Genomic DNA, 24,306 nt, shown 5'->3' on the forward strand with positions numbered 1-24,306 from the left:
GCCTGATATAATGGTATATATGGATGTGAAGAAGAAGAGGAGTTGCTTATGTATCCCCCAAGATCAGAGCGAAGTGTAAAGAAGAAAAAAGGCAAACGCACCCGCAATACAATCACAATCATCTGGACAGTTAATATTGTATTGATCATTGCAATTGGTCTGGTGGGCATTTTTTATGTCATTAATACACGTCAGCAACAGGCAGACCAGCCGGTGAAGCAAGAAATAGTCGATCAGGATCAGCCTTCCATTGGAGACGATACCAAAGGCGGCGATCAAGTAAGTTCTCCAGACTCGGAATCCAATGAGATTTCGGAAGAAGAACCCGAAGCTACGGATGAAGAGACAACAGAGGATGCAGATAAGACATCCGGCGTAGCGACACCTGACACTTCAGGCAACACCAATGGCGGGAAGACGGAATCCGGAACGAAAAAACCTGCGGCTGCTCCGACACCATCTAGCACCAAGGGAAATGCAGGTGTGGATCAGGAGGCAGGGGTGTCGAAACCTACCGATTCAGCGAAGGATATCACGATTAACTTTGTTGGCGATATTCAATTCTCGGGCAAAGTTGCTGAACTGCTGGATAAGAACGGTTATGACTATCCCTTTGCCAAGCTCGGCAGATTATTCAAGGATGATGATCTTACCATCGGTAACCTGGAGACACCCATAACTCTGGGTGGTACTGGTGCAGCTGACAAAACATATGTATATAAATCTTCGCCCAAAGCATTGGCGGCAATGGCCTCTGCGGGTTTTGATGCTGTGAATTTGGCTAACAATCATATTCTGGATCAGGGTGTAGAGGGCTTGGTGGATACGTTAACCTATCTCAAGGAATATGGCATAGCTCACACCGGGGCAGGTATGAACAGGGATGAGGCCTATGCACCTGCGTATCTGGAACGCAAAGGCATGAAGATTGCATTGCTTGGGTTCTCCCGAGTGGTACCGGAAACGAGTTGGAAGGCTGAAGGCAATCGGGCAGGCGTGGCTGAAGCCTATGATTCCACAGGAGCAGTCAAAGCGATTCAGGAGGCTCGTAAGAAGGCAGATCTGGTGATTGTGGTTGCACACTGGGGAGAGGAACGGGTAAGTATTCCGAATAGTGATCAGACCCGATTGGCTCATGAGTTTGTAGATGCTGGCGCGGATCTGGTCATAGGTGGTCATCCTCATGTGTTGCAAGGGTTGGAGTACTATAAGGGGAAGTGGATTGCATACAGTACGGGAAATTTTATTTTCTCCAGATCAACAACCGAAGAGACGTGGAAAACGGCAGTATTTCAGGTTCGCTGTAGTCAGGATGCAGCTTGCAGCATGAAAGTAATCCCTTATGAGGCCGGTCTTGGTCAGACCATTCCGATGATCGATGAGGCGAACAAACTGCTGTTGGAACAGATGGCAAAGCTCTCCCCGGGCATTCGATATGATGGGAATGGAGTCGCTTCGCCAAATTGAGAACCTTTTGAGGAGGGAATCGAATGAACAACCTTTGTGTAGCGCACCGTGGATTTTCTTCCATTGCACCAGAGAATACGATGGCTGCATTTCTAATGGCCATGGAACGGCCTGAAGTTCAGTGGATGGAGCTGGATGTGCAGTTGTCGCGTGATGGTGTGCCCGTGATCATTCATGATTTTACAGTGGATCGTACGACAAATGGCAAGGGTCTGGTTCGGGAAACCGATTGGGCTGATCTGCAACGTCTGGATGCCGGAGCATGGAAAAACAAGTCTTACAAAGGCGAACGGATTCCTGCGCTAAGTGAACTGCTTGATCGTTCGTGCGGCAGAGTACGTTTGAACATTGAACTGAAAACGCAGGGAGACATGTACCCGGGTTTGCCTGCGGCTGTTATACATGAAGTGAGAAAAAGACATATGCAAAATGATGTTGTGATCACCTCATTTGAACCAGCCGCTCTGATCGAAGTGAAGAAACTTGCACCGGAGATCCAGACGGGGCTGATTATCGATGCACGACCAGGTGATCTGTTAACCGCCCTGCGGCAGATGAATTGTACATTCCTCTCGATTGGATACACCAATGTAGACAAATCCTTAATGAACGAGATGCGGAGTGCAGGCATTCGGGTGATGGCTTGGACAGTGGATGACAAGACCATTATGAAGAAACTGGCGGCAGTTGATCCAGAACTCATGTTATGTACGAACCGTCCTGACGTATGGGAGCTGGCATTTCAGGAGACGAGCAGCCGATTCTTCAGACCGTAATATACTCTATATACACTAATGATTCCAATAAAGGTGGTAATATACCCATGTTGACTAACATTCGCAATGTATACTGTGTAGGACGCAATTATAGACTTCACGCGGAAGAATTGGGCAACGCGGTTCCGGATGAGCCAATGATCTTTATGAAACCTTCTCACGCAGTCGTGCCCCTGAATGGTGAAACGCTTGAATTGCCTGCTACCAAGGGTGAAGTTCACTATGAAGCTGAATTGGTCGTGCAAATCAGCCGGAGTTATGAGCCAGGTATGGCGGTAGATGAGCTGGTGGATGCCTATGCGTTTGGTATTGATTTTACGTTACGTGACGTACAGACCGTCATTAAGAAAAAGGGCCACCCGTGGACAGCGGCCAAAGGGTTCAAAAATTCCGCTCCGGTTACTGCATTTCAGGCATTCCCAGGTGCGGCAGCATTGCTGGAGAAAGACTTTACATTGACCAAAAATGGTGAGATAGTCCAGCGTGGTAACATTCGTAACATGATCTTCAGTTTACAGGATATTGTGGATTATGTAGGTCACCATTACGGCCTGGGGCCGGGAGATGTCATTTTTACAGGAACACCCGAAGGTGTTGGACCAATACAAGCAGGCGATGTGCTCGAACTGGCCTGGGACGGCGAATCCTTGGGTGTATGCACGATTGGGGCAGCACAATAAGGATTACACATCATACCTGCTTGAGGTGAACAGGGTACAAGAAAGGGGCGTGCATACGCTCCTTTTTGCCATGTTATTCGTGGCAACTTCAACTTCATATTTTCATCGTACGGATAGGTCGTGAATTACGTCAGGCTGTAAGCTGTATTTGCGCTCTGCGTGACCAACTCTTCCAGTTCGGCTATTTGTGCAGCATGTTGCTTCGAGCTGATCCTTCCACTTGCGAGTCGCTCATCCAACTGCTCTCTGAGCTGTCTTACTTGTATAGCAATGACCTCATTCAAGTTTCCGTTGTTTTCTTCCGTAATCGTCCTCAGCGATTTGCCACTGTACAGTTCCTGATACAGATCTGCTTCTGAAGGCTGATTCAGAGCGCTGAGCAGCTCGTCGCTACTTCCCTCACGAGTATCCAAGTCAATGATGGACCATTTAGCAGTAGGTATAGGGGAGATGGCGGATTGGCCCCATGCTGTTCCGGCAAAGGACATAGTGACAATCATTGTGCCTATAATAATGACTCTTTTCATGTTCATATGGATAATCCTCATTTCTGTAGTTGAGTACGAACTGAATCGTAGCTTGTCGTTGATGTTACGATCTGAGAATAGTGTAAACGGGAAACCTGAAGTGAAACTTAAAACAGGATAAGTAATTTCAACCTAGCGAAGAATGACCGTAAAAAGAAAGATCACTAATATAATTCACACTTGACAGGTTGGGTTAGTTGGTTATATGATGATCTCAATTATTTTAATACTCATTAAATGAACAGTGAAATAATTTGACGATATGGGGTCATTGGCGGAGCGAAGCGGGTCTGAATGAGAAGATAGGCACACTGAATAACAGACGTTACACAAAAGACAAAAGGGAGTTTATCTTGTTTTAACATTTGATCAATAACCTGTTTTGGCACTTCTACACGAGGCCGAAACAGGTTTTTTGTGTGCTGGCGTAAGGAGTTTCGGCATTGGCATCAAACCGTGGTATAATTGAATTTCAAAAATACAATAAACGTCATGCGGGCTGTACATACGCTGCATGCAGGAGACATTATGGATTGGATTATTGGCGCCGTATGCGCTTCTATGGTGGCAGGTGCTGCCTATGCGAAAAAGTCGCTAACCCTGTCTGGCTGCCTGGCAGCAATTATGATGGGAACGATATATTACGGAGCGGGTAACCTGTTCTGGTTTGGCACGTTATTGTTGTTTTTCATTACTTCAACGTTGCTCTCCAGGTTTCGTAAAGATCGGAAGCGGGAGCTGGAGAAATCCTATGCCAAGTCAGGAAATCGGGATGCCGGACAAGTGATGGCTAATGGTGGGATGGGCATGTTCCTGTGTCTGGGATACTGGATATTTCCACATCCGGCCTGGATATATGCTTTCATTGGTGTAATGGCTACCGTTACATCGGATACATGGGCAACCGAACTCGGGAGTCTCAGTCGCAAGCCGCCGCGCTCTGTTCTCACGTGGAAGGTACTTATTCCAGGTGCCTCAGGAGGAGTTTCACTTCTGGGTACCCTGGCTGCAGCTGTAGGTGGGGCCCTGATTGGTGCGGGAGCATTTTTCTTTTCCTGGATCGCCGGGGTAGAAGGGCTTGGGCTGCTTAGTTGGACTTTTGTCGGCCTTGTAGGTGGAGTGGCAGGTGCTTTTGCCGATTCCTATCTCGGCGCAACGGTGCAGAAGATGTATCGTTGTACCGTGTGTGGTCGTGAAGTTGAGGTACATGAACATTGCGGGCATCCAACGGTTCGGGCTCGTGGCTGGTCATGGATGAGTAACGACCTGGTGAACGTGCTTAGCTCGGTCATTGGGGGATGCGTGGCGATTGGATTGGGTAACATTTTGGCGTTGTAGGAGGGAGTACATTTGAACACTGTACATGGAGACAAATCGGAGGCTATTTTGGATGCGGCCTATGGTATTTTTGGCTCGAAGGGTTTTTATGAGACGAAGATGTCTGATATTGCAGACGAGGCCGGCATCGCAAAAGGCACCATTTATTTATATTTCAAAAGCAAGGAACAATTATTTGTAGCAGTATCCAAGCGGGACTGTAACAGTTTTATCAGTCGTCTTGAATATGCTTTGAACTCGCATGAGAACACAGGTAATAAACTTGGCGCAATAGCCAAGACCCACCTTACGTATTATTATGAGCGTCGCAATCATACCAAGCTCTTTTTTATGGCACCCAATAATGATCCGGATCTGATGCAATTTATGAAAGAATTTATGAATCAATATATGAGCATGGTGTGCGAGGTGCTGGAGAGTGCAAGTGTACCTGAGCCGGTCTTATTAGCCAAATCGTACATTGGGATTCTGGATCGTCTGAAGATGGATATTATGCTTAATCCAGAGTTCAACGAAGAGGATCTGAACAAGCGAATTACCTTCTCAGCCGCGTTGTTTCTGGACGGGTGTCGTTCCTTTTTGAAAACGTAAGTGCTTGTGTGGGTACGAGTAATATTGAATTCTATTTTACAGAGAAGTGGGTACACGCAATGAACATAATGACGGTAGAACAAATTGCAAAAAGTTATGGCGAGAAAATATTGTTCAAAGACGCTTCATTTGGTATGGCGGATCAGGACAAGATTGGCGTCGTTGGGGTAAATGGAACCGGAAAATCCACGTTTTTGCGTGTGATTGCTGGTATGGAACCTGCAGACGCGGGACAGATCTCCATCGGCAACGACGTACGTATCCAGTTCCTGGCGCAAAACCCGGACATTAATCCGGATAACACGGTGCTGCAACAAGTATTTGAAGGTGACAGCATGGAAATGAGAACCGTGCGTGAATATACGGAAACCATGGAGTTATTGGAACTCCAGTCATCCGATCCAGCCTTGCAAGAACGGTTGTTACGTCTGAATCAGCAGATGGAGCAACTCCAGCTTTGGCAGATGGAGAGTGAAGCGAAGAGCATTTTATCCAAACTGGGTATTCGTCAATTCGATGCACTCATGGGTACATTATCCGGTGGACAGCGTAAAAGGGTAGCTCTAGCTTCTGCACTGATTCACCCTTGCGAACTGCTCATTCTGGATGAACCGACGAACCATATTGATAATGATTCGGTAGTCTGGCTCGAGCAGTACTTGCAGAAGCGCCGCGGCGCACTGCTTATGATTACGCATGATCGGTATTTCCTGGATCGTGTGGCGAATGTCATGCTGGAATTGGATCATGGTCGTTTGTTCCGATATGAAGCCAACTATACACGTTTCCTGGAACTGAAGGCGGAGCGGGAAGAACGTGAAGCTTCTTCCGAACAGAAGCGCAAGAACCTGCTTCGGACGGAGCTTGCGTGGATTCGTCGTGGTGCCAAGGCACGGACGACGAAACAAAAAGCGAGAATTGATCGCTTCGAACAACTCAAAGACCAACAAGGAGTCCAGCGTTCGGGCTCATTGGAAGTATCGGTCGGCTCCACTCGTCTGGGTAAAAAGATTCTGGAGATCGAGCATCTTTCCAAATCCGTCGGTGGTCGCATACTGATCGAAGATCTGAGTTATATTGCCGTACCTGGAGATCGGGTAGGGATTGTCGGACCCAATGGTAGTGGTAAGTCCACGCTGTTACAGATGATATCTGGCAAGTTGGAACCCGATGCTGGTGTAGTTGACGTCGGTCCTACGGTCAATTTGGGTTATTTCACACAGGAACATCAAGAGATGGATGAATCACTTCGTGTGATTGAGTACATCAAGGAAGTGGCCGAGAATGTGAAAACAGCCGATGGCTCTCTGATTACGGCATCCCAGATGCTGGAGCGGTTCCTGTTTACCCCGGCATCCCAGTGGACGCCAATCTCCCGTCTATCTGGTGGAGAGAAGCGTCGTCTGTATCTGCTGCGTGTTCTGATGGCTGCTCCGAATGTATTGCTGCTGGATGAGCCGACGAATGATCTGGACATCCAGACACTCGCTGTGCTTGAAGACTATCTGGATGATTTCCCGGGTGTTGTTTTTGTTGTATCCCATGATCGTTATTTCCTTGATCGTACTGTGGATAAAGTGCTTTCTTTTGAGGGCAACGGTGCTGTACGTGTACACGTCGGCGACTACAGTGAATATGCGGAATGGATGCTGAAAAATGCACCTGGATCTACTCAAGAAAGTGACACAGGAGCAGCGAAGGTGAAGCAGTCATCGGAGAAAACGACTCCCGCTGTTTCAACGGCTAAACCGAAGTTGAAATTCAGCTTCAAAGAGCAACGCGAATACGACCAGATTGATGAAAATATTGAGAAGGCTGAAGCCGATCTCGTCCTGATTAACAAAGAAATGGAAGAGTCATTTAGTGATTCTGCCCGTCTGCAGGAGTTGATGGCAGAGCAAGTTGAGGCTGAGCGCCACCTGGACGAATTGATGGAACGCTGGACCGTTCTGAATGAACTTGCGGAACAAATTGAACAGAGCAAATCTTGATTTAGGATTAATCATCGCCCTTTCTTCCTCAGTGACCTTATGTCGCATAGGAGGAGAGGGCGATTTTTTGTCTGAATACTTGTGCTCACAAATGTGAAACGTTCTGCACGTTCATTACGTTGTATAAGTAAAGAATTCCATAGAAGGGAGAGAACACCACTCTTATGTATAAAAAAATCAATGAACAGTTGGCAGTGCTCAAGGAAAAGGGGAGAATTTACGAGAAATGGACCAAACGCTTGGAGAAGCTTCAAACGGAGGAAACCGAATGGGAAGCAAAGGTAAAACGTCGTCTGGAGCATCTCCAGAAGGAGCAGAAGGATGTTGATCGACTGAACAGTATGACATTGTCAGCATTTTTCTATCAAGTGATTGGCAAGAAGACTGAACGTCTGGAGAAGGAAGAACTCGAACTGATGGAAAGCAAGGCTGCGTACGACACCGCTTGTCGCATGTTACAAGACGTACAGGAGCAACGAATTCATGTGGAGCAGGAGTTGGAGGGCCAACGGCAGTATCAGTACTGGCAGAGTGACTACAACGCTCTGTGGGGGAAGAAGGAAGGTCGTCTGCTGGACCAGGATGCAGAATTACAGCATATGGCGGAGAATCGGGAGCATCTTGTGAGCGAACTTCAGGAACTGGATGAGGCATTCCGGGAGGGAGAATATCTGGTTTATGCTCTTGAACGTGCGGAGAAGGCTTTGGCTTCGGCAGGTAATTGGGGTGTGTATGACATGATGGGCGGTGGGGTCATCTCCACACATATCAAGCGAGGACGAATGGATGACGCTCAGGTCGCCATTATGGATGCAGGTAAGCGCCTACGACGTTTCCAAAAGGAGTTGGAGGATGTAGAGATGGCAGTACACGCGGATCTGCATCTCGGAGGTCTGCTTTCATTCGCAGACTATTTCTTCGATAACCTCTTTGTGGACTGGATGGTTCAGGACAAAATTCGCAAAGCCGAACGTCAGGTGAAGGATGGACTGAGCGCGGTTCGAAAGACCATGCATGTGTTGAGAAATGAAATGCGTGACCACAAGGCAGAGTTAGAGATATTGGATCGTAAATATCATGCCTATGTGGAACAGGCAGATTAAGAAACATGACAACAAAGGACACTTCCGATCGCACACCGAATTGCTGTGCTTGGAAGTGTCCTTTTGTTAAGGAAGATATGGATGTCCCATGATATTTTCGTCGAAATAATTCTGTTTTACTTGGTTGTAATGTAGGCAGTGAGCAATCGTGCCGTATTCAGGACAGCGTCTTTATGCGTACGCTCCATGGAATGAGATGCATGAACCCCTGGGCCAATCAGTGCTGCTCGGATATTGTTACCTCCGCGTAATGCTGCACTGCCATCGGAGCCATACTGGGGATAAATGTCGACGACGTAATCCAACCCATCTTGTTTAGCCAACTCAATGAGACGGCTTGTCATATCATAGTCATACGGGCCAGAAGAGTCTTTGGCACATATGGATATGTCGGTTTCTTTGCAACTGAGATCGTCACCCATGGCTCCCATGTCTACAGCGATCATTTCACTGATTTCCGCAGGGATATACGATGCGCCATGTCCAACTTCTTCATAATTCGAGATGAGCAGAGAGACGTTATGTAATGGTTTCCAGCCTTCGCGATGTGCAGACTCAAGGATACCGAAGAGGGCAGCCACGCTGGCTTTGTCGTCCAGATGACGTGATTTGATATAACCACTCGGCGTGATGACTGCGCGAGCATCGAAGGAGATAAAATCGCCGACAGAGATCCCAAGTTTCAACACATCTTCCTTGGAGGAGACGACCTCATCAATTCGAACTTCCATATGGCTCTCGGTCCGTTCAAAGGTGCGTGCATCCGGATAAACGTGTACAGATGGATGAAGGGAGAGAATAGTGCCTGTGTATGTGTTTCCATCCCGAGTATGGATGCTGCAATATTCGTTTTCGATACTTTGCATGGAAAATCCACCGACAGAAGTAAGCTTCAATGTGCCATAGGATGTGATGGAGCGTACCATGGCCCCTAGCGTATCCACGTGAGCGCTTAAAGCAATTGTCTTGGACGAATCCTGTCCTGGCAACGTAAGTACTGCACCGCCCTTGTTATTCAGCTCACAAGTGATGCCCAGTTTTTCAGCTTCTTTGCGAATCATCTCGATAATATGATGTGTGTAACCACTTGGGCTTGGTGTATCCAGCAATTTTTTCAGAAAAGACAGAACGTATGATTCATCAATTGTAAAACTCATGTGTAATTTCCTCCTTGGATCGTGGGTATGGTGTGAAACAAAATACAGCCTGTCTGGGGGAGAGAATGTGATACTACCATTCCTGACTCGCCAGCAGGCTGTCTCTGATTGGTTACATTGTTCCCGTAGGGTTTCCTTTGCGCTGACTCTGGATCGAATCATTCTCCAATAGGCTGTCCGGTTCATTTGAGTCAAGCGAATCCATCGTTTTGAAAGAATCCAACGTAGATTTGCTTGTCGCGGAACTTTCCAATTCAGATACACGCAATTTCAATTGCTTGTTCTCGCGTTGCAGTCTGTATTGGCGAAAGATGCCATATGAACCTACAATAATTCCACCGATCAGGGTACAACCGAGAATCAGCAAGATCAGCGGGATTTGTACCGTGTTAAATAACAGGTTGACTTGTACGGAATCCACATTAATAACCGCAAAGATTCCCGTGAGCAGTGCAAAAACAAGACCTGCTATGAGTGCCCATTGCATTTTCATGGTGTTGCCTCCTTGTTGAACAATTGAGAACTAGATATGCATTACCCATATTCGGGTATGTTGCATCTTGCAATGATGATAAAATCCCCTGCCCAAACGGGCAAGGGATGCAGGTCACATGGAAAGACAACCTTATTTGGTTAGTTGCTCCATCTGTTCAATCAATTCCTTGAACACACTCATAGCTTCACGAATTGGCTGTGGTGTAGACATATCCACACCGGCTTTTTTCAGAATGTTGATGGAGTAATCACTGCCACCGCTCTTCAGGAAACCAAGATAACGGTCAACAGCCGGTTGGCCCTCTTCCAGGATTTGCTTGGAGAAGCTGGTCGCTGCGGAGAAGCCGGTTGCATATTTGTAAACATAGAAGCTGTTATAGAAGTGGGGAATACGAGCCCATTCCATCTCAATCTCCTTGTCGACAACCATGCCTTTACCGTGATATTTAACGTTCAGATCATAATAGATCTCGGATAACAATTGTGGTGTTAATGCGTCACCTTGTTCCGCACGTTCATGAATGATTTTCTCGAATTCAGCAAACATGGTCTGACGGAATACCGTTGTACGGAATTGATCGGCATAATAGGTCAGCAGATACAATTTTTCCTTTGGATCTGTTGATTTGTTAAGCAGATAATCCATCAGCAACGCTTCGTTGGTTGTAGATGCAACCTCAGCCAGGAAGATGGTGTACTGAGCATCACGATACGGAAGTGTTGTATCCGAGTAATGTGAATGCAGGGCGTGACCCATTTCATGTGCCAGTGTGAACATGCTGTTCAGGTTATCTTTGTGATTCAACAAGACATATGGGTGAGTGCCGTAAGCGCCCCAGGCATATGCACCTGAACGTTTATTTTCATTCTCATATACATCAATCCAGCGGTTATCATAACCAGTCTGCAATGCGTCTGCGTAGTCCTTGCCGAGTGGTGTCAGGCCATCTTTGACTGTTTGTTTCGCTTCCTCATAGGTAATATCCATTTTGTACTCATCTACGAGTGGAGCGAACAGGTCGTACATATGCAATTGATCCACACCAAGCAACTTTTTGCGGAGGTCCATATAACGATGCAACAACGGAAGGCTCTCGTGAATGGTATCAACCAGATTCGTATACACGTCCGTTGGGATGTTATCTCCATAGAGCGACATTTCAATCACGGAAGGATATTTACGAACATTAGCATAGAACATATTTTTGGTTACATTTGCATTCAGTGCAGCCGCAATTGTGTTCTTCTGTTTGGCATAGGTTTCGTATACGGCTTTGAAGGCACGTTCGCGAACTTCACGATTAGGGTTCTCCAAGAACTGAATGTAGCTACCATGTGTCAGCTCGACTTCGTTCCCGTGTTCATCCTTGATTCGAGGGAACTTGAGATCAGCGTTATTCAGCATGCTAAAGATCGTCTGTGGTGCTTGTGAAAGGTTGCCTACCTGTGCAAGCAAAGCCTCTTCGGTTTGACTAAGCACATGGGCTTTTTCCCGTTTCATCTCTTCCAAGGTGAATTTATAAGCAGAGAGTTTTTCGTCTGCAATGAATGCATCCAACTCATCATCCGGAAGGGATAGAATCTCAGGTGTGACAAAAGAAAGTGCTTCACCAACTCGTACGCCCAATTTTTGGGCTTTTTGGGACAGGTTTTGATATGTAGGATTCGCTGTGTCTTCATCTTGATGCATACGTGCATATACAAAGAGGCGTTCTATTTTGAGGCTGATCTCATCTTCGAATTCGAAGCAAGATTTGAGTACATCAGGTTGATTCAGTTTGCCTTGAAATTCGGAGGCCTTCTTGGTCAAAGACGATACTTCTTCATATTCCTGATCCCATGCTTTCTGATCGGCAAATAAATCTTCCAGTTTCCAGCTATGCTCGGCTGGCACCTCGGAACGTTTCAATAATTGACTCATGGAAATCCTCCTTTGATGATCTGATGAATGTATGGACGAAGCTGCCTTCGTCGCGCTCGCCTGTGCGGAGAGAGACGAAGGAATCAGACTAAGTACCAGGATAACAGATAGCGATTTCTGGTATTTCAACGGCCTTCCTCCTTACGATACGAATAATCTCGTATAGTATGACCTTAGGCACGTTGAAATATTTGAGTACCAGAGTTCCTTGGGATTAGGTTCCCATGTTATACAGAAAATAAACGATCAGGAAAAAGGCGAAACAAATGAGCAGGGTGGCAATAAGAGCCATTCCCCGTCTCAGTCGATCCGGGATGGAATTACGTCCCAAAATAAGCACTATACCAAGGGAGAAGGCTAGGATGATAAAGATGACGACATTGCTTGAGTCAAGCTGCATGGGTTAGACCCCTTTGAAGGCAGCCATCAATTGACGCCATTCATCCTCACGGTTCTCAAAATCTGCTTTTGGGAAACGGCGTTCAGCCCAGTGCATTAACGCAGGACGGCTAAGGAAAGTATGGCATTCTTCGCCCCACTCTTCCGAAATTTCTCGCAGTACGAGATATTTGCCCTGAACTTCTACGGTCATCATATTCCACTTGTCTGTTTTGTATATTTCATGTTTTTTTATCATAGGTAGTCTCCAAACTAACGGTTTTGGTAAAATGATACCGTACCCTACGATTCAAAGCAAATTTTTTCGACATTTATGGAAAGATAAATTGCAAAATGGAAGCCCACACGGTATAATAAGGGTATTCGCCATAGATGGCGATATTTTTAGGAGGTTTTTCATTTGAAAGGTACAGTTAAATGGTTTAACGCAGAAAAAGGCTATGGCTTTATTTCAGTTGAAGGCGGCGAGGACGTATTCGTACATTTCTCCGCAATCCAAGGAGATGGCTTCAAAACATTGGAAGAAGGTCAAGCGGTAGAATTCGAAATCACTGATGGAAACCGTGGTCCTCAAGCAGCTAACGTAAACAAACTGTAAGAATTTTTCCGGTCAACGGACTTCTTATATATGATAAATTTATAGCTGAATATTAAAAACCTAAGCACAGTCCCCCATGGGAGGCTGTGCTTTTTTTGATTCTATTTTTTCCGATGTGGTTCGGGGTGTATGGGTGTGTAGTGTAGTGTAGTGCTCTGTATATTCAAGACACACGATTGGTCATGCTGGACCATAACTTCAATCCGAAACCGATCAGAGCAGCCAAGGAGAAAGCCATCGCGGTGAGATAGAAGGTTTGTCTGCCTGCATATTCGAGTAGCAGTCCGCCCAACGTTCCACTAAGCAGTCCTGAAGCACTGGACCACACGATGGTGAACAAAGCCATACCCGTGGCTCTGTAACCGTCCGGAACAAGGCGAATGATATAACGGACCGCCGTAACGTAGAAAATACCGAAGGTAACGCTGTGCATCGTCTGAATGGCAACGACAGCTGCAGGTGTATCGGATATGGACATGAGAAGCAAACGAACCGTATACATCAGTGCAGCAAAAGCAATGAGCGGCAGTTCTTTATAACGGTTTCCATACTTGCTAAGCAGCAAGAATATGGGGATTTCACTTACAGAAGAAATCAGCAGAGACCAGCCGATCAGCCCCTCACTGGCACCCAGCTCTTTCAGGGTGATGGTAAGAAACGCTTCGTTCATCCGATGTCCCATGGCAAGCAAAAATACACAACCAAAAAAGGTGAGTACATCTCTGCGTTTCAAAATAGCCCATAGCCCCGACAGATCCATTTTGCTACTACTCCCCGAAGGCTGATCTTTTAATTGAAAACTGATCAATAACGTAGTGGCAGCGAGACCGACGCAAAGCCAGATCGTCCATCCTGGACCAAAAGATCCAAGGAAATACCCGATACTTAATGCGAAGAAGGCATACCCGATCGATCCGAAGACTCGAATGGAAGTGAAATTTCGGCCGTACTTGCTGGCCGTTGTAATGGCCATCGTATCAGAGAGCGGATAGACCGGATAATAGAAAAAGTAAAACAGGGTCACGAGTACAAATACCTGACCGAAAGTGGTTGCGTTGGCGAGCATGATACCTGTGATCAATTGACCACCAAGCAGGATGATCATCACTTTGCGTACCGTCTGGTAGCGGTCGCTGGCCATGCTCCAGAACATATTGGAGAACACGGAGATGAGGGGGCCGATCCCATACAGATAACCGATCTCCGCCCGGCTAAAGCCCAGATGACTAAAGTATAGTTGGAAATAGGATACTACCAGAACGGTTGAGCCGAAGATGGTGAACATGAGAGCCCGCAGCCAGTTCTGATCCGGGCGGGCGTTGTGACTTAATTTCATGATGAGAGACTCCAATCTTGATAACAGTTCAGTGATGTTATTACCCTTTCAGGGATGATGATTTACCGGTAGGTGGCACGGACATCGTAGGTTCTTGCTGTGTGCGCCGGATGACAAGCCAGACAATGATGAGTTCGGCGAGCAGACCAAGGGATTGGGCAACAGCTCCAATCATGCCGTTCCACGCAGGGAAAATACTAACGAGTATAAGCAGCACGATTACCGTGCAGATTGCATTCGCGGTTTGCGAACGAAACATCGTTTTCGTCTGACCGCGAAGCAGAATGAGGCCATTGCTGAAATCCAGAAAAGGGAAGATCAATGGAAATAAGACGAACGCACGCAGTGTCCACAGACTTTGTTTCAACAGTTCCCCCTGAACGCTCATGACATTTTCGAGTACCCATGGTCCCAAGGGGGTATAGGCAATCGAGACCATCATTGCAAATGGAATAAATCCGGTGACAAGCGCGAATTTTCGTACCAGTTTGGCGTCCACAAGGTAGAAGTTCAGCACGATCTGATGGATGTATGTAAAGAAGCTTAGCATTAGCTGCATCAGACTGCTTGCTATGGCAAAGGAAGAAATGGCTAGTGCGATTCCGGTCGTTTTGCCAAGAACGATGTTAATAACCGGTCCTATGAACAGCGCTACAAAGCTGGAGAGCAGCAGCGGCTTATAAAAGCGAAATACGTCTCCCCTGCTCTCGACGGGATGAGCCTCAAGCTTGGCTGGCATCTTGCGCTTGATGCTGTTTCCCTCCAAAAAGCTGACCAGCGCTTCAATCATCATGCCAGCAGCAAAAATGATAGCGCCTACACGTCCACTGTCGATGCTGTCTGTATATATGAAATACAGGGATAGTCCATACATGCCGGCTAAACGGAATACCATACCGATGGTTAACCACTTGGTTCGGTTATTCGTAATGATGATTCCCTGATAGATGTTGCGGATCACTGAAAAGATACTCACATACATGAGAATTTCATATACATCGATGACTTTGTTCAGCAGATCTGGACTTACACCAAACAGGTATTTGAATACCCCGGTACCCACGGGAGAATAAACGATGAGAAAACCAATGAGAAGCACACAGGCAAGAAATATTTTGGTCACAAACGTGAGGGCCTGAAAGGAAAGGCGATCGCGAACCAGTGCGGAACAGGTTTGCCGCAGCAGGGTGGAGGGGCGTTCCGTGAGGGTTAACAAGCTACCGGCGATGGCATAGCTGGCAATAACCGTCTCGGGATGAGCGGAACGTGCTAACGTGCTGTTTATAATGACGTGAGAAATGGTGACGAGAGAGGCGGAAATGCCAAGTGGCACAAAAAAAGAAAATAACCGTCTCCACGAAAGTGATTCACTTGACGACATGTCAACGACTCCTTTGATGGATGAAATATGCCTAGTATATCACAAAGCTTTGGCCGCGGATGCGATTTTTTGTGCGGAATATGCGGCAGATCATTTGTACAATTAAGGGGATCATATTATAATGGGAATGGTTAAAAATCGCTCTAATACGTATTCAACCAAGTGGAGGCACATTTATTTTGAGCCAATCAAATCGAAAACGTCATCAATATCCGCGTGGACCGCTGGCATTGATGAGAGGGGTGTACAAGTACACCATTCCGGAAACACGGAAGGCACTGAGTGGATGGCGTGCACAAGCTGAGGTGATTCCGAATGAGGAATTGCGTACGCAGGCACTTGCCAGTCTGAGGGATAAGCAGTTTCACTGTGAAGGTGGAACCGTCTACGCTTTAGCGGATTTGCCCAACAGGCACATTCTGATTCCTCTGATCGTTTCATATCAAACTATTAGTGATTATTTGGACAATCTGTGTGACCGCAGCACCTCGATGGACCCGAATGACTTTCGTCTTCTCCATCAATCCATGCTTGATGCGGTAGATCCCGAAGCAACTCCCGTCAATTATTATGCCCTCCGTGAGGAGCAGAATGACGGTGGATATCTGCGGAATCTGGTGACCACATGTCAGGAACTGACCCGTCAGTTACCAGGCTATGCGTCCGCCAAGCCCCAAATTCAGGATCTGGCAGGCCTATACACGGACCTGCAGGTATATAAGCATATCAAGCCGGAACTGAGAGAAACGGCACTGCTCGAATGGTGGTCGGAGCATCGTCATCGCACACCTCAGTTTCGTTGGAACGAATTTGCTGCTGCAACTGGCTCTACACTGGGCGTTTTCATGCTGTTTCTGGCTGCGAGTGACGATCAGTTGACTGAAGAGCAAGCGGCCTCGATCCACACGGCCTATTTCCCACATGTATGCGCATTGCACATTATGCTCGATTATTTAATTGATCAGGATGAGGACCGCATCGGGGGAGATCTCAACTTCTGCAACTATTATGAGAATGTAGAGACAATGCTGGACCGAATTGCTTTTATTGTGGAGATGGCACGCAGTGATGTGCAGAAGATCCCGGGAAGCTCCTTTCACCGGATGATCATCGAAGGACTGATTGCCATTTACCTGTCTGATCCCAAAGTCAGCGAACAGCAGGAAGTTCGCGTAGTGTCCAAACGTCTGATGAAGAATAGTCCGATGACAAGAATATTTTTCTTCATTTTTAGTCGCTGGATACGGAAGAATATGTAAGTCAGGTGTATTGTTGCGGAGCCTGAAGTGAAACTAGAGGAGGAAGAAACATCATGACAGCAGTAAAGAAAATCGCAGTATTAACGAGCGGTGGTGATTCACAAGGGATGAACGCCGCTGTTCGTGCGGTTGTTCGCAGCGGACTGTTTCACGGTCTCGAAGTATACGGAGTCCAACGTGGATACCAGGGTCTTTTGAATAATGACATTTTCCCAATGGATTTGCGGAGTGTAGGGGATATCATTCAACGTGGGGGAACGGTTCTTCAATCGGCACGTTGCAAGGAGTTCTACACTGCTGAAGGTCAGCAAAAAGGTGCAGACATTCTGCGTGCACGTGGCATTGACGGTCTGGTTGTTATCGGTGGGGATGGTTCCTACAACGGAGCGAACAAACTGAGTAAGCTGGGCATTAACACCATGGGTCTGCCAGGAACGATTGATAACGATATTTCATTCACCGACTATACCATCGGATTCGATACGGCTGTAAGCGTAGTGGTTGATGCAGTGAACAAATTGCGTGACACGATGTCTTCACACGAACGTTCTTCCATCGTTGAAGTTATGGGTCGTCATTGTGGGGATATCGCCCTGCATGCCGGACTTGCTTCGGGTGCTGAAACAATTCTTGTGCCGGAAGTTCCGTTTGACATGGACGAAGTGGCAGATCGCATGAAAGCCAACTTTGCACACGGCAAACGTCACAGTATCATCATCGTTGCTGAAGGTGTAGGTAAGGGCGAAGATGTGGCGAAAGAACTGATGGAGCGCTGTCCAACGTATGAGCCGCGTGTAACCGTTCTGGGTCACATTCAGCGTGGGGGTACGCCGACGCCGTTCGACCGTAACCTGGCAAGCCGTCTGGGCGACTTTGCGGTTCGTAGTCTGATTGCAGGCGAGACAGATAAAGGCTGCGGTTTTATCAAGGGTGAACTTACCCTGACGGATATCGATAAAGTGGTTAACACCAAAAAGGATTTCGATCTGGAGACTTACGAACTTGCACAACGTTTGTCCCAATAATTCGATTCAAAAACAAAGAGCACAATCCACCATGAACGAGGATTGTGCTCTTTTTGTGTTTCACGGAGTGAGTATGTCGATGTTACGCCTTGCGGAGTGCGGCTTGTTTTTGTACCAGGAAGAGTCTCCAGAGAAGCGCTGTTGCTCCTACAGCAAGGCCGGCAATGAGTCCGATCCAGTATCCGAAGGCACCGAGTGAAGTATACGTAGCAGTTAGATAACCTACAGGCAAGCCAATAATCCAATAGGCTACGAACGTAATGATTAGTGCCGGATTAACATCTTTGTAGCCACGCAATGCTCCCTGGGTCGGTGTAGCAATCGCATCCGAGATCTGAAAGAAAATGGCGTAGATAAGGAAATGCTGCGTAAGTGCAATGACCTCTCGATCGTTTGAATACACGCCTGCAATCTGTTCGCCGAACACAATCAACACGATGGCTGTCAGCAGTGAGAGCCCGATGGCTCCACCAATTCCGAGCAGACTGTATTGTTTGGCATCTCTCAGACGCCCCGCACCTGCCTCAAAGCCCACAAGGATCGTAAGAGCCATACATATGCTCACAGGCAGCATGTAGAGCGTAGAAGCAAAGTTCAGTGCCGCCTGATGGGCAGCAATTGTTGTGGTATCAAAACGGCTCATCATTAATGTCACAGCAGCGAAGATGGACGTTTCGAAAAAAGTCGCGAATCCGATGGGCACCCCGATCTTGAGTAACTCTTTCCATTTGGATAATGATACACGGGTCCATTGACGGAAAATGCCATATTGGGCGAAAGGTTCGACCCGATGGACAAAAAAGAGACTCATAAGAAAGATCAGCCAGTATGTACATGCTGTAGCAACACCAGCACCGACACCGCCTAATTGGGGGAAACCCCAGCGGCCGAATATCAGCAAATAATTCAGCAAGATATTAACGGGCAGGGAGACCAACGTAATGAACATTGTAGTTCGCGTCTGGCCTAGTGCATCCATGAAGCTGCGCAGCACGGTATATCCGAAGAGCGGGATAATGCCAAAAGCGAGTGCACACAAAAAATAGAAGGCAACTTGGGCGACTCGGGGTTCCAGAGGCATACCGTTCAGTATAGGGCCAAGTAACAACGCCCCGGCTCCGATAACGACGAGACTGACAGCTATTCCAAGATACAACGCCTGTATGACGTTATACCCGATCTGATCATTACGTTTGGAACCTAACAGATGGGATACGACGGGTGTTATGCCAATTAGAATCCCGCTTAGTCCAGTTTGAACTGGCATCCACAGACTTGTGCCAATCGCAACTCCTGCAAGGTCGGCAGGGGAAAACTTGCCTGACATATTTGTGTCGAAGAACGACATGGCAGAGAGGGCGATTTGTGTGGTGAAGATGGGCAAAAATATAATCAGGAATTGCTTCACTTTTTGTGAAAAGCTTGTTGTGTTCATGTTCACTGGCAGTGCCTCGCTATTCTAAGAGATGTCATCCAAGTGTCATATATGGACAGCTATACATTGTAGTGGATTTTGTCCGTTTTGAATAGGGACAGAAACAGAGGAGAGGCACACCGAGAATAATGAACGCCAAAAAACCTCGCTCCGCTTCAGGCGGAACGAGGTTGGATGAATACAAAAAATATGCAAGAGTGCAGATTATCTATATTGTACACCTGACGTATATCGGTTTGAGGCATTCCAGAGCAGATATTCATGCACATCCATGTCCTTCATCGCTCTGATCTGGTCTTCCACTTGTTTCTTGCCATACTTGACATAATGTCCACTTCCCAGCCAGCTTGCTGTGAAGTCCTGAATCCACGGACGAATGACAGGTTTAAGCTCCTTAGTGGGGTCCAGTTTCTTATGCGTGTCTTCCATCGAGCCCTTGATGGTTGTGTAAGGATCTTTGTCAGGGTCCTTCACCCCATACCATCCAGTTGAATAGTGACTGGGGTATACCATCGGCGAGATCACGTCCACATTTTCGGATATTTTAACAAAATCCTGTCCAATGCCTTCAGCCGCAGGTACGGAAGCGGCATAACCGAAAATATCAACTGAGACACGCACACCTAACGGTGCCAGCTCCTTGCGTGCATATTGCACGAATTCAGCTACAACATCGACGCGGGACTTGTCAGATTTGGTGTATTTGAGTACATCAGCACGAGTTTCGAAACCTTCCGGGAAACGAACGTAGTCAAATTGAATCTCCTCGAATCCAAGCTTGGCAGCTTCCTTGGCAATCTCAATATTATAGTCCCATACTTCCTTGCTGTATGGGTTCACGAAGCTGTCGCCTTTGCCATTCGCCCAAACCGATCCATCCTTGTTGCGGAAGGAAAGCTCCGGATTCTTCTTCGCAAGAATCGTGTCTTTGAATACAACGACACGTGCGATCGGGTAGACCTCATGGTTTTGTAATCGTTTCATCAAGGCATCGATATCCCGAATAAAAGGTTGGGACTTGCCCATTTTCTGCAGTGCTTTGTTTTCTGTGGGATAAGTTATGTATCCGAGATCGTCTTTGATATCAATGACCATGGCATTCAATTCCGTATTGTCTGTCAGATCAAGTAATTCTTTCATTCGTGCGCCGCCGGCACTGTAGGCCGTTACATAGATACCTTTGACCACGGGGGCATCAGGTTGTGGGTCCATTTTAGCAGGTGGATTATCGGCATCAATAACAACCTGATCTTTTTGAGATTGGATGATTGCGGTGTTAAAGCTGTTGGTTAACGATTGGAATTGAGGATTTCCCTGATCTGCCACTGGCTGGGTACCACCAAAGCTTCCAAAGGCCATAGCCAGTAAAGCCCAAAACATGTTCATTCATTTCCACTCCCTTATGTGCATTCCATGTATGAATTATACAATAAAGCCTCCGGGCTTTTAACCATATTAATCAAGTAATGAAACACATGAAAAAAATGAAAACCGCTTCCTGCGGAGGAAATCCCCTGCAAGAAGCGGCGTAATCAATCTGAAAAAAATTATTGAATGTAAATCTCATTTTGGTGCTCACAAATACTGTACTGAATGATTTCCATTGCATCTCCCTGTTCCAGGATGCCCAGCCCATCCCGGAGGACAATCAGCGAGTCGAGTTCATTCGGTTTCAAGAAAGGGAGCATTTCCGGGCACCATCTGTTGACAATCTCAAACAGTTTTACCGTTTCCATATCCACATTAATCACCCTTTCCTACTCGAATTCCAAAATGGTAAGTCATTCGGCGTGATTCGGGAAAGCATATGGCCTGTGAAATTGAAGGGTTGAACCTGCTATACAACATACTTAGGAGCCGTACACCGTTATTATACCACAATGTTGTGAATTGTTAACCGTACAGGTGTCTTAACTTCTGCGAAATGAACCCATAACACCAACCGTTTCCACAATGTTAACAAAAGCGTTTGGATCTGTATCCTTGATAATACGTTTAATTTCAACCAACTCGTATCGGGTGGTAACGGTCATGAGCATGTCCTTTTCAATATCCGTGTATGCTCCCTGAGTCTTAATTTTGGTAACTCCACGAGGCCGAACAAGTAATTTTCCTAACATGGCTTCGGTTTCGTTTGTAATAATGTACAGTGTTACTTTGACGTGACTGATATGGATCAGATCAAGCACTTTGCCTGTAATGTAGATGGATACCATGGAGGCCAAGGCTGTATTCCAATTGTCACTCAGGTATCCTGCAAGCATAATGATCGTACCGTTCATGCCGGCCATCACTGTACCAATCGGAAAGTCTCGTTTACGCGTGAAAATGGACCCAACAATGTCGAGTCCTCCTGTGGAGCCGCCGACTCGGAAGGAAACGCCAGTGCCCATTCCAATAAGCACACCGCCAAATACAGAACTAAGTAAAGGGTCTGTAGCCACAGCAAAAACAGGCAGAAGCGCAATAAACCAGGAAGTGGCTGCTACCGAAAGAATACTTAATGTAATGAAGCGTCGTCCAAGAATAAACCAACCTGCAATGAGCAGGGGAATGTTAAGAACAAAATACATTATACTAAGATTCAACGTTGTAAAATAACCCAGAAGCATTGAAATACCGGACACCCCGCCGCTCAAAAGCTGATGGGGGACCAAAAACCAGTTAAAGCCGCAGGCAATAGCTGCAGCACCCAAAATGATCACTAAAGAGTGCCAAATTATTTTGGGCAATTTAATCACCTCATTTATATTTAAAACCAGATTGCTGGTAATCTTGAATTGTTTTGTGATATAATAATTTGTGGATATTCTTGAGTAGGAAACTTTTCCTAAATGGAGCAATAAAATTTTGAAATGTTTCGAACACATGTATGTAGTTTTAGTCTTATGTTGGGGACCCATTCATGGAATTATAATCGTTCGTGAAAATAATTCGCCCAGTTGGGATACCCTATAAATATTAACGCTACTTAAGAATACAGACAACAAAGTGGATTGTCCACCATGTCCACCATATAAAAGGAGCATGAATAATTTTGACAAATTTAAATTTCACAGATTTCAATCTTGAACCACTGGTGCTGCAAGCCATCACTGAGCTCGGGTTTGAAGAAGCAACACCGATCCAATCCAAAGCGATTCCTTTGGCACTCGAAGGCAGAGACTTGATTGGTCAAGCTCAAACAGGTACGGGTAAAACAGCTGCATTCGGTATTCCGTTGATCAGCAAAATCACAAAAAGTGATGAGAAAATCCGCGCCCTCATTATGGCACCTACACGTGAACTTGCAATTCAAGTTGCTGAAGAGATCGAAAAACTTACTCGCTTCAAAGGTCTGCGCTCCCTGCCAATCTACGGCGGACAAGATATCGTTCGTCAGATTCGTGCACTGAAAAGAAAACCACAAATTATCATTGGTACACCTGGACGTCTCCTTGACCACATCAACCGCAAAACAATCAAACTTGATGATGTACAAACTGTTGTATTGGATGAAGCAGATGAAATGCTCGACATGGGTTTCATGGAGGATATTCAATCCATCCTGAAACAAGTACCAGACGAGCGTCAAACGATGCTGTTCTCAGCAACAATGCCTCCTAACATTCAAAAATTGGCTCAACAATTCTTGAACAATCCTGAGCACATTTCTGTCATTCCGAAACATGTTAGTGCACCATTGATTGACCAATCCTATATCGAAGTACCTGAGCGTCAAAAATTCGAAGCATTGAGCCGTTTGTTGGATATGGAATCTCCTGAACTGGCGATCGTATTCGGACGTACAAAGCGTCGTGTTGACGAATTGGCTGAAGCTTTGCAAAAACGTGGATATTCTGCAGACGGTCTTCATGGTGACTTGTCCCAGAATCAACGTGATGCGGTAATGCGTAAGTTCCGTGACGGCAGCATTGACGTACTCGTTGCAACAGACGTGGCTGCCCGTGGTCTCGACGTATCTGGCGTAACTCATGTTGTTAACTTTGACCTTCCGCAAGATCCGGAGAGTTATGTTCACCGTATCGGTCGTACAGGCCGTGCAGGTAAAGAGGGTGCTGCTTGGTCTTTCGTTACACCGCGTGAGATCGATCACTTGCACTTCATTGAGCGTGTAACACGTCACCGTATTCCACGTAAACCACTGCCAACAATGGCAGAAGCGGTTGAAGGCAAACAACGTTTGACAGCAGAGCGTTTGCTGGAAATCGTACAATCAGGCGAACTGAACGAATACAAAGGTATCGCGATTCAAATGCTTGAGCAATATGATTCTGTTCAACTGTTGTCGGCTGCTCTGAAGCTCCTGACAGGTGACAAAAAAGACGCTCAAGTTGACCTGACTCCTGAAGATCCGATCCGTGCGAAGCGTCGTAAACCGGATGTTCGCTCTGGCGGACGTAAACCATCTGGCTATAGTGGTAACCGCAGCAGTGGTAGTGGCGGCAGTGGTGGTGGTTACAACCGCGATCGCAACAGCAGTGGCGGCGGACGTGGCGGTTATAACCGTGATCGTAACAGCGGCAGCAGCACTGGTAGTGGAAGCAGAGAAGGTGGTTACAACCGTGACCGCAAACCGCGTCCAAGCAACAACGAAGGACGTCGTCCAGCGAAAGATTCTTCTTTCGAGTAATATAGATGTTTGAACTGGAGAATGGAGCAGGCGACTGCTCCATTTTTTTATTTTCAAATTACTGTGCCATTTTTTTGTTCGTTGCCAAACGTGCTAGTAAGGACAATGCTGATCTCTTTTCGGGAAGTACTGGCTTTTCCTATCTATAATAAGGTATATTAATATTAGACTTCAGGTAATACGCAAGGCTGCGG

General features: G+C 46.5%; 23 protein-coding genes. 11 read left to right on the plus strand and 12 right to left on the minus strand.

The window, feature by feature from the left end:
- Positions 1-48 precede the first annotated feature (48 nt).
- The 3 genes from AC1S8V_RS10240 to AC1S8V_RS10250 are packed head-to-tail and all read left to right on the plus strand — an operon-like array spanning position 49 to position 2,923.
- Entirely contained in the window at positions 49-1,467 is a 1,419-nt protein-coding gene (locus AC1S8V_RS10240; protein WP_482073518.1) for a CapA family protein, read from the plus strand.
- A 23-nt stretch (positions 1,468-1,490) separates the two neighbouring features.
- Positions 1,491-2,243 carry a glycerophosphodiester phosphodiesterase gene (locus AC1S8V_RS10245; protein ID WP_482073519.1) on the plus strand — a complete coding sequence of 251 codons (753 nt, stop codon included), beginning with the start codon at positions 1,491-1,493 and terminating at the stop codon, positions 2,241-2,243.
- A gap of 47 nt (positions 2,244-2,290) precedes the next feature.
- Entirely contained in the window at positions 2,291-2,923 is a 633-nt protein-coding gene (locus AC1S8V_RS10250; protein WP_482073520.1) for a fumarylacetoacetate hydrolase family protein, read from the plus strand.
- 125 nt (positions 2,924-3,048) lie between these two features.
- Here the strand turns inward: AC1S8V_RS10250 and AC1S8V_RS10255 are convergent, their stop codons facing one another.
- A complete protein-coding gene (locus AC1S8V_RS10255; RefSeq protein ID WP_482073521.1) occupies positions 3,049-3,456 on the minus strand; it encodes a hypothetical protein in 408 nt (135 codons plus the stop codon).
- A 522-nt stretch (positions 3,457-3,978) separates the two neighbouring features.
- Here AC1S8V_RS10255 and AC1S8V_RS10260 point away from each other — a divergent pair.
- The 4 genes from AC1S8V_RS10260 to AC1S8V_RS10275 all read left to right on the plus strand — a co-directional run bounded on the left by AC1S8V_RS10260 (position 3,979) and on the right by AC1S8V_RS10275 (position 8,473).
- Complete coding sequence (locus tag AC1S8V_RS10260; RefSeq protein ID WP_482074442.1) at positions 3,979-4,788, plus strand: DUF92 domain-containing protein; 810 nt, start codon at positions 3,979-3,981, stop codon at positions 4,786-4,788.
- A gap of 12 nt (positions 4,789-4,800) precedes the next feature.
- The gene (locus AC1S8V_RS10265; protein WP_482073522.1) at positions 4,801-5,379 is read left to right on the plus strand and encodes a TetR/AcrR family transcriptional regulator; all 579 of its coding nucleotides are present in this window, start codon (positions 4,801-4,803) and stop codon (positions 5,377-5,379) included.
- Positions 5,380-5,438: 59 nt separating this feature from the next.
- Positions 5,439-7,370 carry an ABC-F family ATP-binding cassette domain-containing protein gene (locus AC1S8V_RS10270; RefSeq protein WP_482074443.1) on the plus strand — a complete coding sequence of 644 codons (1,932 nt, stop codon included), beginning with the start codon at positions 5,439-5,441 and terminating at the stop codon, positions 7,368-7,370.
- 164 nt (positions 7,371-7,534) lie between these two features.
- Positions 7,535-8,473 (plus strand): hypothetical protein, encoded by a 939-nt coding sequence (locus tag AC1S8V_RS10275; protein WP_482073523.1) that lies wholly within the window; start codon positions 7,535-7,537, stop codon positions 8,471-8,473.
- 116 nt (positions 8,474-8,589) lie between these two features.
- Here AC1S8V_RS10275 and AC1S8V_RS10280 read toward each other — a convergent pair whose 3' ends face one another.
- The 5 genes from AC1S8V_RS10280 to AC1S8V_RS10300 form a co-directional block, all read right to left on the minus strand.
- A complete protein-coding gene (locus tag AC1S8V_RS10280; RefSeq protein ID WP_482073524.1) occupies positions 8,590-9,630 on the minus strand; it encodes a M42 family metallopeptidase in 1,041 nt (346 codons plus the stop codon).
- A 112-nt stretch (positions 9,631-9,742) separates the two neighbouring features.
- Positions 9,743-10,123, minus strand: a complete 381-nt coding sequence (locus AC1S8V_RS10285) for a LapA family protein (RefSeq protein ID WP_482073525.1) — start codon at positions 10,121-10,123, stop codon at positions 9,743-9,745.
- Positions 10,124-10,255: 132 nt separating this feature from the next.
- Complete coding sequence (gene pepF, locus AC1S8V_RS10290; protein ID WP_482073526.1) at positions 10,256-12,046, minus strand: oligoendopeptidase F; 1,791 nt, start codon at positions 12,044-12,046, stop codon at positions 10,256-10,258.
- Positions 12,047-12,260: 214 nt separating this feature from the next.
- On the minus strand, positions 12,261-12,446 hold the full coding sequence (locus AC1S8V_RS10295) for a hypothetical protein (RefSeq protein WP_047842378.1): 186 nt from the start codon (positions 12,444-12,446) through the stop codon (positions 12,261-12,263).
- Between the two features lie 3 nt (positions 12,447-12,449).
- Positions 12,450-12,683, minus strand: a complete 234-nt coding sequence (locus AC1S8V_RS10300) for a hypothetical protein (protein WP_017689395.1) — start codon at positions 12,681-12,683, stop codon at positions 12,450-12,452.
- 162 nt (positions 12,684-12,845) lie between these two features.
- Here AC1S8V_RS10300 and AC1S8V_RS10305 point away from each other — a divergent pair, with 162 nt between their 5' ends.
- Positions 12,846-13,043, plus strand: coding sequence for a cold shock domain-containing protein (locus AC1S8V_RS10305; RefSeq protein WP_017689394.1), 198 nt, complete (start codon positions 12,846-12,848; stop codon positions 13,041-13,043).
- 163 nt (positions 13,044-13,206) lie between these two features.
- Here AC1S8V_RS10305 and AC1S8V_RS10310 read toward each other — a convergent pair whose 3' ends face one another.
- Positions 13,207-14,379 (minus strand): MFS transporter, encoded by a 1,173-nt coding sequence (locus AC1S8V_RS10310; protein WP_482073527.1) that lies wholly within the window; start codon positions 14,377-14,379, stop codon positions 13,207-13,209.
- Between the two features lie 40 nt (positions 14,380-14,419).
- Positions 14,420-15,760: a polysaccharide biosynthesis protein gene (locus tag AC1S8V_RS10315; protein ID WP_482073528.1), complete on the minus strand. Its 1,341-nt coding sequence runs from the start codon at positions 15,758-15,760 to the stop codon at positions 14,420-14,422.
- 179 nt (positions 15,761-15,939) lie between these two features.
- On the opposite strand from AC1S8V_RS10315, the gene AC1S8V_RS10320 reads away from it, so the two are divergent.
- Positions 15,940-17,019: a tetraprenyl-beta-curcumene synthase family protein gene (locus AC1S8V_RS10320; protein ID WP_482073529.1), complete on the plus strand. Its 1,080-nt coding sequence runs from the start codon at positions 15,940-15,942 to the stop codon at positions 17,017-17,019.
- A 53-nt stretch (positions 17,020-17,072) separates the two neighbouring features.
- Entirely contained in the window at positions 17,073-18,044 is a 972-nt protein-coding gene (pfkA, locus tag AC1S8V_RS10325; RefSeq protein ID WP_482073530.1) for a 6-phosphofructokinase, read from the plus strand.
- Positions 18,045-18,126: 82 nt separating this feature from the next.
- Here pfkA and AC1S8V_RS10330 read toward each other — a convergent pair whose 3' ends face one another.
- From AC1S8V_RS10330 to AC1S8V_RS10345, 4 genes are all read right to left on the minus strand, one after another.
- Positions 18,127-19,479, minus strand: a complete 1,353-nt coding sequence (locus AC1S8V_RS10330; protein ID WP_482073531.1) for an MATE family efflux transporter — start codon at positions 19,477-19,479, stop codon at positions 18,127-18,129.
- 204 nt (positions 19,480-19,683) lie between these two features.
- Positions 19,684-20,865, minus strand: coding sequence for a putative glycoside hydrolase (locus AC1S8V_RS10335; RefSeq protein ID WP_482073532.1), 1,182 nt, complete (start codon positions 20,863-20,865; stop codon positions 19,684-19,686).
- A gap of 161 nt (positions 20,866-21,026) precedes the next feature.
- Positions 21,027-21,215 carry a hypothetical protein gene (locus AC1S8V_RS10340; protein ID WP_029880762.1) on the minus strand — a complete coding sequence of 63 codons (189 nt, stop codon included), beginning with the start codon at positions 21,213-21,215 and terminating at the stop codon, positions 21,027-21,029.
- 174 nt (positions 21,216-21,389) lie between these two features.
- Positions 21,390-22,211, minus strand: a complete 822-nt coding sequence (locus AC1S8V_RS10345; protein WP_482073533.1) for a YitT family protein — start codon at positions 22,209-22,211, stop codon at positions 21,390-21,392.
- A gap of 305 nt (positions 22,212-22,516) precedes the next feature.
- Between AC1S8V_RS10345 and cshA the strand changes: the two genes are divergently transcribed.
- Positions 22,517-24,112, plus strand: coding sequence for a degradosome RNA helicase CshA (gene cshA / locus AC1S8V_RS10350; protein ID WP_482073534.1), 1,596 nt, complete (start codon positions 22,517-22,519; stop codon positions 24,110-24,112).
- The last annotated feature ends 194 nt before the right edge of the window (positions 24,113-24,306 follow it).

The organism is Paenibacillus sp. B46(2026), assembly GCF_056786355.1.

Bases quoted from the DNA above. Each gene is read 5' to 3' on its own strand.
- AC1S8V_RS10330 (WP_482073531.1), bottom strand. From the start codon at position 19,479: ATGAACACAACAAGCTTTTCACAAAAAGTGAAGCAATTCCTGATTATA.
- AC1S8V_RS10300 (WP_017689395.1), bottom strand. From the start codon at position 12,683: ATGATAAAAAAACATGAAATATACAAAACAGACAAGTGGAATATGATG.
- pfkA (WP_482073530.1), top strand. From the start codon at position 17,073: ATGACAGCAGTAAAGAAAATCGCAGTATTAACGAGCGGTGGTGATTCA.
- AC1S8V_RS10245 (WP_482073519.1), top strand. From the start codon at position 1,491: ATGAACAACCTTTGTGTAGCGCACCGTGGATTTTCTTCCATTGCACCA.
- AC1S8V_RS10310 (WP_482073527.1), bottom strand. From the start codon at position 14,379: ATGAAATTAAGTCACAACGCCCGCCCGGATCAGAACTGGCTGCGGGCT.
- AC1S8V_RS10260 (WP_482074442.1), top strand. From the start codon at position 3,979: ATGGATTGGATTATTGGCGCCGTATGCGCTTCTATGGTGGCAGGTGCT.
- AC1S8V_RS10275 (WP_482073523.1), top strand. From the start codon at position 7,535: ATGTATAAAAAAATCAATGAACAGTTGGCAGTGCTCAAGGAAAAGGGG.
- AC1S8V_RS10295 (WP_047842378.1), bottom strand. From the start codon at position 12,446: ATGCAGCTTGACTCAAGCAATGTCGTCATCTTTATCATCCTAGCCTTC.
- AC1S8V_RS10280 (WP_482073524.1), bottom strand. From the start codon at position 9,630: ATGAGTTTTACAATTGATGAATCATACGTTCTGTCTTTTCTGAAAAAA.
- pepF (WP_482073526.1), bottom strand. From the start codon at position 12,046: ATGAGTCAATTATTGAAACGTTCCGAGGTGCCAGCCGAGCATAGCTGG.
- AC1S8V_RS10335 (WP_482073532.1), bottom strand. From the start codon at position 20,865: ATGAACATGTTTTGGGCTTTACTGGCTATGGCCTTTGGAAGCTTTGGT.
- AC1S8V_RS10340 (WP_029880762.1), bottom strand. From the start codon at position 21,215: ATGGAAACGGTAAAACTGTTTGAGATTGTCAACAGATGGTGCCCGGAA.
- AC1S8V_RS10240 (WP_482073518.1), top strand. From the start codon at position 49: ATGTATCCCCCAAGATCAGAGCGAAGTGTAAAGAAGAAAAAAGGCAAA.
- AC1S8V_RS10255 (WP_482073521.1), bottom strand. From the start codon at position 3,456: ATGAACATGAAAAGAGTCATTATTATAGGCACAATGATTGTCACTATG.
- AC1S8V_RS10250 (WP_482073520.1), top strand. From the start codon at position 2,291: ATGTTGACTAACATTCGCAATGTATACTGTGTAGGACGCAATTATAGA.
- AC1S8V_RS10315 (WP_482073528.1), bottom strand. From the start codon at position 15,760: ATGTCGTCAAGTGAATCACTTTCGTGGAGACGGTTATTTTCTTTTTTT.
- AC1S8V_RS10285 (WP_482073525.1), bottom strand. From the start codon at position 10,123: ATGAAAATGCAATGGGCACTCATAGCAGGTCTTGTTTTTGCACTGCTC.
- AC1S8V_RS10270 (WP_482074443.1), top strand. From the start codon at position 5,439: ATGAACATAATGACGGTAGAACAAATTGCAAAAAGTTATGGCGAGAAA.